Source organism: Empedobacter sp. 225-1, from assembly GCF_030328185.1.
In the GTDB taxonomy this organism is placed as follows: Bacteria; Bacteroidota; Bacteroidia; order Flavobacteriales; family Weeksellaceae; genus Empedobacter; species Empedobacter stercoris.
In genome coordinates this window covers 1-15,273 of sequence record NZ_JACALO010000016.1, presented here as the reverse complement: position 1 = coordinate 15,273, position 15,273 = coordinate 1, and the positions used below count along the sequence as shown (strand labels likewise).

At 32.7% G+C, this 15,273-nt stretch carries 13 protein-coding genes; 11 read left to right on the top strand and 2 right to left on the bottom strand.

The genetic code is table 11. The features are described from left to right. The first annotated feature begins 196 nt into the window (after nt 1-196). The 3 genes from HX088_RS06365 to HX088_RS06355 all read left to right on the top strand — a co-directional run bounded on the left by HX088_RS06365 (nt 197) and on the right by HX088_RS06355 (nt 2,445). Nucleotides 197-625, top strand: coding sequence for a CC0125/CC1285 family lipoprotein (locus HX088_RS06365; protein ID WP_286483702.1), 429 nt, complete (start codon nt 197-199; stop codon nt 623-625). A 94-nt stretch (nt 626-719) separates the two neighbouring features. Then, a complete protein-coding gene (locus HX088_RS06360; protein WP_260542483.1) occupies nt 720-1,976 on the top strand; it encodes a Y-family DNA polymerase in 1,257 nt (418 codons plus the stop codon). A gap of 10 nt (nt 1,977-1,986) precedes the next feature. Next, nucleotides 1,987-2,445: a LexA family protein gene (locus HX088_RS06355; RefSeq protein ID WP_171623684.1), complete on the top strand. Its 459-nt coding sequence runs from the start codon at nt 1,987-1,989 to the stop codon at nt 2,443-2,445. Between the two features lie 65 nt (nt 2,446-2,510). On the opposite strand, the gene HX088_RS06350 is transcribed toward HX088_RS06355, so the two are convergent. Next, nucleotides 2,511-3,884, bottom strand: coding sequence for a hypothetical protein (locus HX088_RS06350; protein ID WP_284583401.1), 1,374 nt, complete (start codon nt 3,882-3,884; stop codon nt 2,511-2,513). Between the two features lie 314 nt (nt 3,885-4,198). On the opposite strand from HX088_RS06350, the gene HX088_RS06345 reads away from it, so the two are divergent. Both HX088_RS06345 and HX088_RS06340 read left to right on the top strand, forming a co-directional pair. Beyond that, nucleotides 4,199-4,447, top strand: coding sequence for a type B 50S ribosomal protein L31 (locus tag HX088_RS06345; protein WP_286483701.1), 249 nt, complete (start codon nt 4,199-4,201; stop codon nt 4,445-4,447). Nucleotides 4,448-4,578: 131 nt separating this feature from the next. Next, nucleotides 4,579-5,751, top strand: a complete 1,173-nt coding sequence (locus tag HX088_RS06340; RefSeq protein ID WP_286483700.1) for a proline dehydrogenase family protein — start codon at nt 4,579-4,581, stop codon at nt 5,749-5,751. A 55-nt stretch (nt 5,752-5,806) separates the two neighbouring features. Here HX088_RS06340 and HX088_RS06335 read toward each other — a convergent pair whose 3' ends face one another. After that, a complete protein-coding gene (locus tag HX088_RS06335; protein WP_171623680.1) occupies nt 5,807-6,109 on the bottom strand; it encodes a hypothetical protein in 303 nt (100 codons plus the stop codon). A gap of 181 nt (nt 6,110-6,290) precedes the next feature. Here HX088_RS06335 and priA point away from each other — a divergent pair, with 181 nt between their 5' ends. The 6 genes from priA (at nt 6,291) to HX088_RS06305 (ending at nt 14,991) form a co-directional block, all read left to right on the top strand. Continuing rightward, on the top strand, nt 6,291-8,750 hold the full coding sequence (priA, locus tag HX088_RS06330) for a replication restart helicase PriA (protein WP_286483699.1): 2,460 nt from the start codon (nt 6,291-6,293) through the stop codon (nt 8,748-8,750). A gap of 189 nt (nt 8,751-8,939) precedes the next feature. Then, on the top strand, nt 8,940-9,629 hold the full coding sequence (locus HX088_RS06325) for an ABC transporter ATP-binding protein (protein WP_286483698.1): 690 nt from the start codon (nt 8,940-8,942) through the stop codon (nt 9,627-9,629). 56 nt (nt 9,630-9,685) lie between these two features. After that, nucleotides 9,686-10,915, top strand: a complete 1,230-nt coding sequence (locus HX088_RS06320; protein WP_260542492.1) for an ABC transporter permease — start codon at nt 9,686-9,688, stop codon at nt 10,913-10,915. Continuing rightward, the gene (locus HX088_RS06315) at nt 10,915-12,171 is read left to right on the top strand and encodes an ABC transporter permease (RefSeq protein WP_286483697.1); all 1,257 of its coding nucleotides are present in this window, start codon (nt 10,915-10,917) and stop codon (nt 12,169-12,171) included. The genes HX088_RS06320 and HX088_RS06315 overlap by 1 nt, the downstream gene beginning before the upstream one ends. A gap of 24 nt (nt 12,172-12,195) precedes the next feature. Continuing rightward, nucleotides 12,196-13,329 carry an efflux RND transporter periplasmic adaptor subunit gene (locus tag HX088_RS06310; RefSeq protein WP_286483696.1) on the top strand — a complete coding sequence of 378 codons (1,134 nt, stop codon included), beginning with the start codon at nt 12,196-12,198 and terminating at the stop codon, nt 13,327-13,329. Between the two features lie 768 nt (nt 13,330-14,097). Then, nucleotides 14,098-14,991, top strand: a complete 894-nt coding sequence (locus HX088_RS06305; protein ID WP_286483695.1) for a hypothetical protein — start codon at nt 14,098-14,100, stop codon at nt 14,989-14,991. Nucleotides 14,992-15,273: the final 282 nt, after the last annotated feature.

Here is a 15,273-nt window from a genome sequence, read left to right as displayed (position 1 = left end):
TCAATGAGTTAATAGAATGTTAAATAAGTGGTCGAGAAAAGAATGTTAATGTTTTGAATTTAATGACTTTAAAAGGGAATATGAAATGAATGTCATTTATTAAAAAATAATTTGTTAAGAAAATATTTAGATTTCTTAAAATTAGTTGTAAAAGGAACAACTTTTGTTAAAGCTCTTTTTACCAATTTAATTTAATATGAAAAGAATAACTCAAATTTTATGTGCTGGAGTTTTTGTATTGACTTTAGCAAGCTGTAATAACAGCAAAGCTGTTGCATACCAAAAATATAATGGAACAGGAGGTTACACCGAAGAAAAGGTGAATAATGATACGTATATTGTAACATTTGATGGAAATGAGTACAATAAAAAAGGAAGAACATTTGATTATGCTTTGTTAAGAGCAGCGGAAATAGGACAACGAAATAACTTTGATTATTTTGCTGTATTGAGCACTGTAAATGAAAAAATTTTAGAAAAAAGTAACAGTTACACGAAGTTAGATACTAACGATACATGGTTGAAAGTACAATATTTCAAAAACAATAAACCATTAAAATATCAAACCGTTTACGAACCAGAGGTTGTGATAAAAGAATTGCGCAAAAAATATAAAATGAAATAACTGAAAAGTCACTTCAATTGGAGTGGCTTTATTTTTTATTAAATTAACATTTTCGATGACACGATGTGGCGTTTAATCTTCTCAACTTTGCAGCATGTTCGCTTTAATTGATTGTAATAATTTTTATGCCAGTTGTCATCGTGTATTTCAACCGAAACTTCTTCATCAGCCTATAGTTGTTTTGTCTAATAATGATGGTTGTGTCATTTCGCGTTCTGCAGAAGCGAAGTTAGAGGGGATTCCAATGGGAGCACCTGCACATCAATTTAAACGAATTTTTGAACAAAAAAAGATAGAGGTTTTTTCGTCTAATTATCAATTATATGCGGATATGAGCAATCGAGTGATGTCAATTTTATCGACGTATTCACCTGATTATGAGATTTATTCGATCGATGAATGTTTTCTAAAATTAGAAGGATTTAATCGTTTTGATTTGAAAAATTACGGATTAGAAATCAAATCTAAAATATATCAGTTTACCAAATTACCCGTTTGTGTTGGAATTGCACCAACAAAATCATTGGCAAAATTAGCCAATCATATTGCGAAAAAATTTCCAGAAATTCACCAAGGTGTGTATGTAATCAAAACGCAAGAACAAATTTACAAAGCACTGAAATGGTTAGATATAGAAGATGTATGGGGAATTGGTCGACGAATGTCTCGACGATTGAGGTGGATAGGTGTTAAAAAAGCACTCGATTTTGTACAATTAAAAGATGATTTTCTTCGAAAAGAATTTTCGATTGTTGGTTTACGTCTGAAAAAAGATTTATTAGGAGAAGCTGTTTTAGATTTAGAAACCGTTTCAGCCAAAAAAAGTATTGCAACAACACGTAGCTTCGAAGAATATACCAGCGATTTTGAATATGTGAAAGAGCGTGTTTCGACTTTTGCTGTTTCGTGTGCAGAAAAACTTCGTAAACAGAAATCATCTTGTAATTTGATTACAGTATTCATTCAGACCAATAATTTTGATAAAAATAAACCACAATATTATCGTTCTATTTCGTGTCAATTGCCTTATGAATCCAATTCGAGTATTACCTTGTCTAAGTTTGCAATAAAGGTTTTTGAACAAATTTATAAAGAAGGATACGAGTACAAAAAGGCTGGAGTAGTGGTTTCGGGAATTGTTTCTTCGGATCAAAAACAATTGTCACTTTTTGAAGAAGAAAATCAACATCATCCTAATTTGATGAAAGCAATTGATACGATGAACAAGAAGTTTGGTGCCTCAAAAATAAAGTTAGCTTCGCAGGATTTGAATAAAACATGGAAAATGCGTCAAAATAAATTGTCTCCTTGTTATACCACAAAATGGAAGGATTTATTAGTTGTTTATTAAACTATAAAAAATGAAGCAAGACATAAAAATAATAGATAAAGAATTAAATGTTTTTGAAATCAATACGGAAGGTGAAAAATATTATATTCCAAATTTTGGTCAAGTAAATGCAGGTTTTCCTTCGCCTGCAGAAGATTTTGTAAACGATAAAATAAGTTTGGACGAACGTTATTTAACGCATCCAGAATCTACTTTTTTGATTGTGGTTGGTGGAGATTCGATGTATCCTATTTATCAAAAAAATGATATTTTGGTGATTCGAACAGACTTGATTCCCTTGCATAATGATGATATAATTGTATCAGTCAATCATGATGATTATACCTTGAAACGTTTTGATAAAGTCAATAATAAATTAGTTGCTCTTAACGCGAGCTATAAAAATTGTGTACAAATACAAGAAAGTGATGAGGTGATTATTTTAGGTGTTGTAGGCGTATTAGTTAGAGAAAAAAGTAATCGAATTTAGATTTATTTAAATGAATTATAGTTCATAAAAAAAGCTCAATCAAATTATGATTGAGCTTTTTAATTTTATTGATATGCCCCAATCGTAGGAGTCGTTCCTCGTGGTTGACCATTATAATCTAACGGAAATTGTTGTGCAAAACTAACTTTTCCTTTATTCTTTGCAGGAGATTCGGCTTTTAGCCATAGTTTATTGGCATTATAATCAGTGTTTTCAAACATTGGGTTTAATGTAATATTGTCCAAGAAATTTGGAGCAGTTGTTACATTTAATGTTGAGGTATCCGAATTATGAATAATATTGGTATCGAATAAATAATTAAATGGAGCACCATCTTTTTTATCTAATACGATTGCATTTGGTGTACGTTCATTATAAAAAATACAGTTTCCAAAAGTCGCTTTTGTTAAAGCCGAAACATTTTTATCATTGTTTTCGTTACTCAAGAAAAGTGAATAAGCTGGTCCGGCCGCAGTTGCAAAATTGAAATAATTAGCAAATGTTGAATGATAAAATTCGTATGATCCACCATATTCTATAGCTAAAGTTGCTAAATTACTGTTGTTCATAACCAAATTATGACCAGTAATTGTGGCATTTGTAGCTAAAATTCCGTACGATTGATTATTAACAATCTTCGCATTACTAATCTCTAATTTCGCATTGTTCACATGTAAACCAGTATCGGCACCAATAATTTTAGCATAATTAATTTTTGACGTACTATTTGGCGCTAATTCTATTTTATTCCATTGATCAGGAATCGAATCATATTTGTTGTCATGACGAGCCGAACGGAATTTTACTTCCTCATTCAAAGCACCATTTACCATAAGTTTCGCGCTGTTACCAATCGTTAAACTTGCACCTTTTTTGAAATATACTTTCGCACCTTTGTCAATTGTTAAATCGCTGGTAACAGTTAAATTTCCATCAATCACTTGCGCTTCATTTACATTCCAATTAGCAGAAGAAATCGTAGCATCTTTCGGGTGAATTTTAGCTTTTTCTATCCACGATAATAATTTAATCTTTTTCGAAGAATTAGATGTTTCGAAATTAATTTCATCATCGTATAATGGATTTTGAGGAGCTTCTTGTGCATTAACTTCAACGAAAATAAATAAACTATCTTTTTTACGGATAGGAACATTTTCGAAACTTGTTCCTGCTTTTCCGTCAACATTAATATTAAAAAATGATTGATCTCCACGTGTCAAATAAATTTTCGGAATCACGCGATCATCATTTTCCGGGTTATAAATTTTTAAGAGATATGTCTCTGATTTCGAGAAATTATATACGGTGTCTACGGAAACAGTATCTTTGCTATAGCGCAATTCAGAACTAATTGGATCATAGTCAAAATCATCGCGACACGATTGAAAACCAATCAAAGAAGCGATACCAAGTCCAGCGACAAATGTTTTTACATTCATAGAATTAATGATTCATTGATAATAGTTAAACAACAAATGCGGTAATTTATTGTTTATAAGACAAAGATAAAAATTAGATTTTTATAGAGAGAATCTGAGAAAAATATTTGTACAAATAACGAAAATGTTTATATTTGCACCACGAAAAAAATGTGTACAAGAAGTGCAGGTTTAATTTTAAGAAGCCCATTACACTCGAAATTAAATTTGCTTAACGTATTGTTTTAAATGTTTTTTCAGTCAAATTGATTGCAACATTCTCAAAATAATATTATCTTTGCACTCCAATAAAGTTAACAAAGAAGATTAAAAAAATGAAAAAAGATATCCACCCAACAAATTACCGTTTAGTAGCATTCAAAGATATGTCTAACGAAGAAGTGTTCATCACAAAATCTTGTGCAGATACTAGAGATACATTAGTTGTTGACGGAGTAGAGTACCCATTAATCAAAATGGAGATTTCTTCTACATCTCACCCATTTTACACAGGTAAATCTAAATTAGTTGATACTGCAGGACGTATCGACAAATTCAGAAGCAAATATGCTAAAAAAGGATAAGAATAGGAAACTATTTTATACCATTAAAATATATCAAAAACCTACAAGAATTTCTTGTAGGTTTTTTTATTTTAATCAGGTTTTAATTATAAATTTGTAAAGTTATATAACACAAAAAATAATTAACTCACATGTCATTATTCGACAATACACAGTTTGCTTTCGAATCGAAATCTGACAAAGATTTAAAGAAAGCCTATTACTTATACAAATTAATCGGAAGCCCCGCATTAACAAGTTTTGGAACTAAGTTTTTTAATTTACCATTTGCCGTAGATTTACCATTCGTTAAACCTGCCATTCGCGAAACAATTTACAAACAATTTGTAGGAGGCGAAACAGCAGAGCAAGGTGTGGTTGTAGCAAATGAATTATTTAAATACCATGTAAGTTCTATTTTAGATTACTCGATTGAAGGATTAACAGAAGAAAAACAATTTGACGAAGTTCGTGACGTGATGTTACATTTAGTTGATTTGGCAAAATCAAATCCTTCAATTCCATTTGTAGTTTTTAAACCTACAGCATTTGGACGAATCGAATTATTTGAAAAAGTAGGAAAAAAACAAACATTAACAGCTGAAGAAGAAAAATCTTGGGCAAATATTCGTCAACGTTTCGAAGCAGTTTGTCAAAAAGGATTTGATTTAGATGTTAATATCATGATTGATGCAGAGGAAACTTGGATGCAAGGTTCTGCAGATGATTTGACTGACGAAATGATGGTGAAATACAACACAAAACGTGCATTGGTTTGGAATACATTGCAAATGTATCGTCACGACCGTTTGGCTTATTTGAAAGAGATGTATGCAAAAGCTGAACGTGAAGGTTATTTCTTAGGATTTAAAATTGTTCGTGGAGCTTATATGGAAAAAGAACGTGCACGTGCGCAAGCAGAAGGTTATCCATCTCCAATTCAACCAAACAAGGAAGCATCAGACAGAGATTATAACTTAGCTTTAGAATTTATAACAACGCATCATGAGCGTTTTGGTTTATTTGCAGGTTCGCACAACGAAGAAAGTTGCGAATTGTTGATTAAATTAATGAACGAAAATGGAATCGAGAAAAATAATCCTAATTTCTGGTTTGGACAATTATTCGGAATGAGTGATAATATTTCGTTTAACTTGGCTCATTTAGGTTATAATATTGCAAAATATTTACCTTACGGACCAATCAAAGAAGTGATGCCATACTTGGTTCGTCGTGCACAAGAAAATACCTCTGTTGCTGGACAAACTGGACGAGAATTGATGTTGATTGAAAAAGAATTAGAACGTCGTAAAAAATCGAAATAATCGAAATTTATTATAAATAAAAATCCACTCAAACGAGTGGATTTTTTTATTCAATCTATTTTTTCTTAATTCTAATTTTTCCTTTGTGTTCGTGATACATCATACATGTCGCTTTATTATCGAGCTCATCACATGTTTTTTCAAAATCATAAATAACACTTACACTTTCACCTTCTTTTTTTTCTGAAAGTATTTCAGCATTGCAAACCAAATAATCCACTTTATTATCTATACGAATGTAAGTTCCTGTACAATCTCTAACAATTTCTCCTGTAAATAAGCGATCGTGTGTAACAGTTGTGCTACAAGAAAAAAGTATGAAGGTAGAAAGAGTTGCTAAAGTGAAAAGTGATTTCATATTTTAAAGAATTTATTATTCTTAAAGATAAAATTTTCAATTCAAATTTATAGCTCATTTTATATAATTATTTATCCAAACAAACTGAAAATGAAATGATAATAGTTTGTAAAAGTTTATGCTTTTATAATCTTAATTTCTGAGAAAAAAAATGCTTAACTTGCCCTTTTAATCGTATAAAATGAACATAACTTATTTTGCTGAAATTATTTTACCACTATCGTTGAATGGGACTTTTACTTACCATCTTTCCGAATCAGATGTACAGCAAATTAAGATTGGTCAGCGTGTTTCTGTACCTTTTGGAACCCAAAAGCTGTATACAGGTGTTGTACATTCTGTTCATCAAAATGCGCCAGAATTATACAAAACAAAATCAATTCATGCTTTTTTGGATGACGAACCTTTGGTTACGCAAACACAGATAAAGTTTTGGGAATGGATGTCGAATTATTATATGTGCTCATTGGGAGATGTTTTTCGGAATGCCTTTCCTTCAGCGTTAAAATTAGAATCCCAAACATTTGTTCGATTGATTAATCCCAATTACGAAACGATTGAAGAATTAAATGATTACGAATTCTTGGTTTTCGAAGCATTGAAACTTCGAGAAATTATTTCGGTTGAAGAAGCAGCTTTGATTGTAGATGAGAAATCTGCTATTCCTACACTTAAATTATTAATTGATAAAGGAATTATTCGGTTAGATGAAAAACTGAACGAAAAGTATACACCAAAAATTGATAATTATGTCAGATTACATCCCAATTTAAAAGGAAATGAAACGGCTTTTATCGAAATTTTAAGTCAATTAAATAAAGCACCAAAACAACGTGAAACCTTGTTACAATTAATTACGTTAGAAACGCAATTGCAAGAAAAACCGCTCAAAGTTGCTGATTTTGTAAAACAAGGTGCTACAAATGCAGTGTTGAAATCGTTGGCAGAGAAAGGAGCTGTTGAGATTTATCAGCATCAAACATCTCGCGTAGAAGAAGAAGAAAAAGATGTTGCTGCGATTGCGGAATTAACGTTGAAACAAACTGAAGCTTTAAACCAAATTAAAGAATATTTTAGAGAAAAATCCACTGTTTTGTTGCATGGTGTAACGTCAAGCGGTAAAACGGAAATTTACCTCAAATTGATGGAGCAAGTGATTGCAAAAGGAAATAAGGTGTTGTATTTATTGCCTGAAATTTCTGTTACCACGCAAATTGTTCATCGTATCAAAAAACATTTTGGTGAAAAGGTAGGGGTTTATCATTCTAAATTTAATCAAAATGAACGTGTCGAATTGTGGCAAAAAACCTTGAATGGAGATTTTGACATTATTATCGGTCCGCGAACTGCGCTGTATCTACCTTTTGATCATTTGGGAATGATTATCGTAGACGAAGAACACGAATCTTCTTACAAACAAATGGATGTTAAACCTTTTTTTCATGCACGCGATATGGCGATGTTGTTAGGAGGAATGATGAATGCGAAAATCTTATTAGGTTCTGCTACGCCTTCTGCTGAAAGTTATTTTAATGCAAAACAAAATAAATATGGTTATGTTGAGTTAAAAGAGCGTTTTGGAAATATACAATTGCCAGAAATTAATTTGATTGATCTAAAAAAAGCACAAAAAGAAAAGGAAATAACAGAAGATATTTCGCACACACTTCGAGACGAAATTTTTGAGCAATTAAACCTAAAGAAACAAGTCATTCTGTTTCAGAATCGTCGTGGATATGCACCGATTATGGAATGTAATACCTGTGGTCATACACCCGAATGTTCGAATTGTGATGTGAGTTTAACTTATCATAAATTCTCAAATCAATTAAAATGTCATTATTGTGGTTATGCTCAAGCTAAGCCATTGCGTTGTCCAAGTTGTGGTTCGCATGAATTGAATACAAAAGGTATTGGTACAGAACAAATAGAACATCAAGTACAGGCTATTTTTCCAGAAGCCAAGGTCAGAAGAATGGATGTAGATGCGATGAGAGGAAAGTTTGCCTACGAAAAATTAATTGAAGATTTTGAAAACAAAGAAATTGATATTTTGATCGGTACACAAATGATTACTAAAGGGTTTGATTTTGGAAATGTGAATTTTGTTGGTGTTATTCGAGCCGATTCTTTGTTGAATTTCCCTGATTTTAGAGCACATGAAAAAGCATTTCAATTGTTGACGCAAGTTTCTGGACGAGCAGGGAGAAGACAAGAACAAGGGAAAGTATTGATTCAATCTTTTCAGCCCGAACATCAGATTTTGCAAAATGTCACAACGTATAGTTATGCGCCAACGATGAAGGATATTTTGTACGAACGCAAAGAGTTTTTGTATCCTCCTTATGCACGCTTAATCAAACTTCGTTTTAAACATAAAAATAAAGAACGATTAGATAAAACAGCAGCTCAATTGGTTACTTTACTTCAACCAAGTTTCGAGACTAAATGTTTGCTTGGACCAGAAGCGCCGTCGATTGGACGAATCAATAATTTATATATTACAGATGTGATGATTAAAATTCGACCAAATCAATCGCCTCAAAAAGTAAAAGATTTAATTCAATCAAAAATAGATCAATTGCATACAATTGCAGCTTTTCGTTCGGTACGAATTGATGTAGATGTAGATCCTGTTTAAAAATATAAACTCTCAAAACCTTAGGTTTTGAGAGTTTTTTAGTTGATGTTATACTTCAAAATTACTTAACGATTTAATTCGATACAGCTAAGATTAAATCTATTCAACAGAATTCTTCAAAAGTGAGTGTAACATTTTTCCAATAATTTCGACTTATCTGTTATCTTTATTGAAATTTTACAACAATCTATGATATCTATTCGAGATTTAAATAAATCCTACATAATGGGGAAAAATAAACTTCACGTATTAAAAGGAATCAACCTTGAAATAGCGGAAGGCGAGTTTGTTGCGATTATGGGATCTTCGGGTTCGGGTAAATCAACTTTATTGAATATCATTGGAATGTTGGATGAACATGATACAGGTGTTTATGAACTGGATGGTGTTAGAATTGAAAAATTAAACGAGACAAAAGCGGCTAATTATCGGAACAAATTCTTAGGTTTTATTTTTCAATCCTATAACTTAATTAGTTTCAAAAATGTATTGGAGAACGTAGCCTTACCGCTGTATTATCAAAAAGTAAAACGTTCAGACCGAAATAAAATAGCACTTAGTTACCTCGAAAGAGTAGGATTGGAGCCTTGGGCTTCTCATATGCCTAACGAACTCTCGGGAGGACAAAAGCAGCGTGTGGCAATAGCACGAGCTTTGGCAGCAAAACCTAAATTGTTATTAGCCGATGAGCCTACGGGAGCGTTGGATACCAAAACTTCACAAGAAGTCATGCATCTAATTCAAGAAATTAATGACGAAGGAAAAACAATTGTGATGGTAACGCACGAAGACGATATTGCGAATATGTGCAAACGTATTGTTCGTCTAAAAGATGGTGTTATCGTGAGCGATGAACATGTAGAACAAATAAGAGTTTAATGATTTTCGAGTTTCAAATTTCGGAAATTTTAAATCAAAAATCGTAAATATAGAATATGTTTGATACAGACCGTTGGCGAGAAATTTGGTCGTCTATTGCAAGTAATAAATTGCGTACAGCATTGTCTGGATTGACAATTGCTTTGGCGCTTTTTGTGTTTATTACCTTGTATGGATTGGGAAATGGTTTGCAAAATGGTTTTCAACAAGAATTTTTTCAGGCAAATTCGTTAAATATAACTATTAACGGAGGAACAACAACAGAACCTTATAAGGGATTTAAGCAAGGACGAAAAATTGAGTTGGATGTCAAAGACTTCAATTTTATTCAACATTCTTATCCTGAAGAAATCAAATCAGTTGTAAGTACAATTGCCAAAGTAGATACGATTCGAAACGAAGCCAATTCTGGTAGTTATTCGATTACTGGAGTTTATCCTGCTTATGAGGGAATGATCAATGAAAAAGTAACTCTTGGTCGATTTATCAATCAAAAAGATATGGACAATCAGACCAAATCTATTGTAGTAGGACGATTAGTTGCACAAGACTTTTATCCCAATCAAATTGCGATTGGTAAATACTTACAAATAGGAGCGAGCATGTACCAAATTGTAGGTGTTTTCGAAAGTAAAGATGGTGGCGATAATGCCGAACGAGCGTTGTATGCACCATTCACAACATTCAGAACAATTTATGCGACAGATAAGGTTTCATCTATTATTGTAACGCCAAAAGATGGCATGTCCTTGACTGATATTTCTAAATTAGCAAATGCAATCGAATATAATATGAGAGCTCGACACAATGTTGCGCCTTCAGATTATGGTGGTATGTGGGTGCGTAACGCTGCCGAAACAATGGAAGATACCAATCAGTTTTTTGTAATCTTAACAATAATTGTCTTTATAATTGGAGGAGGAAGTTTAATTGCAGGAATTGTAAGTATCGGAAACATAATGGTGTTTAGCGTAAAAGAACGTACCAAAGAAATTGGTGTTCGCAAGGCTTTAGGTGCAACACCAGCCAATGTTTTGTCGCTTATTTTGCAAGAAGCTATTATAATTACACTTATTTTTGGAGCCATAGGAATTGCTTTTGCTGCTTTATTAGTAGAGAATATTGGCGATAGTTTAGAAGAATATTTTATTTATAATCCAGGTGTTGAAACCAATTCGTTGGTAATGGCTTGTATTATTTTGTTTGTTGCAGGAACAGTTTCTGGATTAATTCCAGCTTTGAATGCAGCACGTATAAAACCAATTGATGCTTTAAGAGACGAATAATGAACTTTGTAAAATTTGTTTTTGATCCAGATGCTTGGAGCGAAGTCTACGCGGCGATTCGCAAAAATAAGTTGCGCACTATTTTGACGATGATAGGTGTAGCTTGGGGAATGTTCTTGTTTGTTCTTTTGTTAGGAGTGACACGTGGTTTACAAAATGGTTTTGATCGCAATTTGGCAAATGCCGCAACCAACTCTTTATTTGTTTGGGGAGGTACTACTTCAATGCCGTACCAAGGTTTTCAGAAAGGACGCACAATTGAATTGAAAATGAGTGACGTTCGACAAATTCAGGCCCGATTTCCTCAAATTTCGTTGTTAGCTCCTCGAAACTCGAAACCAAGTTCAATATTAACTTACGGAACAAAATATAATTTTTACACGGTTAATGGAGATTATCCAGATCAAAACCGAATGTTTGGAAAAGACATCATTCAAGGTCGCTTTATCAACGAAGATGATATCAAAACTGAAGCTAAAATTTGTGTTATTGGAATAGAAGTTGCCGAACAATTCTTCGGAAAAAACGCACATCCTTTGGGAAAATCAATTCGTATAAGTGATAGTTATTACACAATTGTAGGGGTTTACGACACGCCTTCTTCACCCGTAGAAAGCAAAGATCAGGTATTTATTCCATTTACAACATTCCAAAAAATATACAATCAAGGAGAAATAATTCAATATTTGAGCTTGAGTTTACCCAATAATTATAATATTGTAGCTTTTGAAAAAGAATTGAAAACGTTTCTCAAACAAATCAAAAACATTGCACCCGAAGATGATCAAGGAATAGGTGGTTTTAATTTAGGTGAAATGCTGGGTAAAATTATGAAGTTTGTAAAAGGAATGCAATTTTTAGCAATCGTTGTAGGCGGAATGACTCTTTTTTCCGGTGTTATTGCAATTGCAAGTATTCTATTGATTACGGTTTCAGAGCGTACAAAAGAATTCGGAATTCGAAGAGCTTTAGGTGCAATTCCAGCTCAAATTCGAGGTCAAATTTTATTAGAATCTGTTGTGTTGACTTTAATTGCAGGATTAGGCGGAATTATTTTTGCTGCATTATTATTAATGGTTCTTAACGAAGTGATCATTCCATCCAATAAAAACATACCTTTATATAATGCCTCAATCGATTTGATTACCTTATTTACAGCTTTAGCTGTTATGGTTGTTATGGCAACTTTGGCGGGATTAATTCCTGCACAACGCGCAATACAAATCAAGCCAATTGATGCTTTAAGAGACGAATAACTAAAACTTAACAAATAGAAAAGAATGAAAAAAATTCTAAAGATTTTGATGATTGTCATTTTTATCGGTGCTGTAATCGGTGTGATTGCGTATTTCGGTAAAAAGAATAGCCAAGACAACGAAGTTTATGAAACAACAACGCCTTTTATGGGAAATATCGAAGTAAAAGCTGTTGCAACAGGCGAAGTGAAACCGTTAGAAACGATAGAAATTAAACCCAATATTTCGGGGGTTATAAAATCAATCAATGTATCCGAAGGTCAATATGTAGAAAAAGGACAATTAATTTGCGAACTAAAAGTTGTCCCAAATGTTCAATCGCTAAATGCGGCGCGTCAGGCTATTCAAGCTGCACAGATTACAGTCGATCAGGAACGTCGTAATTTCAATCGAACATCTACTTTATATAATCAAGGTGTTTTACCTCGCGCCGATTACGACAATGCAAATGCAATTTATAAGTCAGCTCAACAACAATTAAAAGCTGCTGAAAATGATTATAAAGTCGCACAAACAGGTATTGCTCCAGGTTTGGAAGCGTATGCGACGACACGTATTTTAGCAACAACTTCTGGAATGATTCTCGACATTCCTGTTGAGGTAGGAAATATGGTTCAAGAAATCAATAATTTCTCTACAGGAACGACGATCGCTACAATGGCAGATGTTAAGAAAATGATTTTCGAAGGAAAAGTTGACGAAGCGGAGGTGGGGAAACTAAAAGAAGGCATGAAAATTAACGTGTCGATTGGGGCAATTCCAAATAAAACGTTTACAGCAATCTTAGATTTTATTTCGCCTCAAGGAGTAGCGAATAATGGAGTAGTGCAGTTCGAAATCAAAGCGCCAGTACAATTGGATTCTAATAATTTTATTCGTGCAGGTTACTCTGCAAATGCTGAGGTAGTCACGCAGGAAGCAAAAAATGTTTTGTTGGTAAAATCTGCTCATGTGCGCTATGATGAAAACCAAAAGCCGTATGTCGAAATTCTAACTTCTGGCAAAGGACAAGATGCGAAGTACGAGAAAAAATACATTACATTAGGAATTACAGATGGAGTAAATGTACAAGTGAAATCAGGTCTTAACAAATCAGATAAAATCAAAATTTGGAATACCGATTTAGAAAAGAATAAAAACGGAAATGGACCGCATTAAAAATACCCATTAAACAATAGTTAGAAGGAAAATAGTGATGTTTTCCTTCTTTTTTTTTACTAATTTATTTCGCTTCGCGAAACCTTTCCCGAGTTCATAACCCAAAAGTAGCCGCTGCCCATTTGCTTGATTCAGCAAATCGTCACCGCCTAATCATGCCTTGTTGCGAAAATACAAACCTCGCGCGCAATGAGTTTCCTTTTTTTAAACTATAAACCGTCCAAAAAAAGTATTGTATACACTTTACTGCCTCTCTACTGCCACTATGTTGCCTTCATCTTGCCTTTATCCTGCCTTTAAGTAGGGAGTAAGCTGCAAGTACGAATTGAGGATATAGCTGATTTTCACGAAACTTAAATCAAAATTATGACTAAAAATATTAGTTCTATTTTTAAGTATCGTAGGATATTTTACTTTCATTTCAATATTGACTGGAACTCAAGGTTGGAAAAATATGTTTGATAGTCTAAAAAAATATAAAAGAAAATCCACTCGATTTTTATATGTTTTTATGGCCAATTATAATTTCAGGAATACTCTTATTTGTTAACATAAAACTTTATTTGAATTTAAAATCATACAAAAAAAATCCACAAACAATTCTAAATACGCAATTAATTATCATGATTAATTAGCTTATTTACAACAAGTAATGTTTATTTTAACTTTTTATTTGGTTTTATAGAAAGTTGCGTATATTTGAGAGTTGTAGGCAAGCGTAAACCGACACCTCACAGAAATTGAGTGAATAATTAAACAATCCAATGTATGAACAAAATTTACTTTACCATTGCAGTTGCATTGCTGACTGTAAGTTGTAACAACGAAGTTAAACAGTCTGATTACGACAAACTCAAAGCGGAATTAACCGAATGCAAAAAAACTGTTGAAGATTTACAAAACACACCACAAGTGAGGCTTTCTAATGGACAACAGTTTCTATCAAAAAATGACATTGTAAATGCAAAAAAAGAGTTCAATGCATTAATTGAAAAATTTACCGAAACAGAAGAAGCCCAAAAAGCAAAGACTCTAATTGCTAATATCGAAAAAGAAGAAAAAGAGAAAAAAGAAGCAGAAGAACGAAAAAGAACATTAGGTTTCAAAATTCTAAAAGAAAATTCTTCTGTAACTGTTGGAGATATAACCGTAAAATTTACTTCTGTCAGCACTGGACAACGCTTTAATTTTGACCATTACTCAGATGAATCGTGGGGAAGAAATGCTGAAAGGGGCGAAATATATATTCTATCAAAAATTTCTATTTCTTCAGAAATAAAAGATCCAGAGCTTCCACCTGTTGCTATATACAAAGTTTCAAATGGTAACTTAACACTTGAAGGAACAATGGATTATAGATTTCAAAGATGGAGAGACTATGGTGCATATTTAGGAAATTATGCGGACTATGGCAATGATTTTTCCCATACTAAAACAATACCATTCTCATTGGGTGAAACTGTTTCAAAAGAAGACTTTGATAACAATGCCTTTTTTGTAGTAGTTAAAAAACAAAATTGCTTTTATAGAAAAAGCGAACGATTTAACAATCCACCTGTATCATATACTTCAAGTGGTTGTAATCTGAAATCAACACTAACAGTAGATGATTTTGACAAGGACTATGCTTTAGTAAAAATCTTTAACAAGAACAAACTATAAAATGTAAACGCCAGCCTACAACATGGGTAACTGTTGCACAACTCCAATTTTTATAAAAATTTAAAATATTTGACCTCGTTTAAGCCTTTTTAAGCGAGGTTTGTTTTTAAAGAAATATGCTAAATTGTAATATTAGGTTTGCTTAAAACTCAACTTTTTTAAGTCGTGAAGGAGTATTTTTGTAAAAAGCTGTATTTCCCTTGTCTTAGGGAAACAACTTGGGCTAAAACACTCGGGATTTTGAAAATAAAGCGCAGGTATTTCTTCAAGTTGTAAGATAAA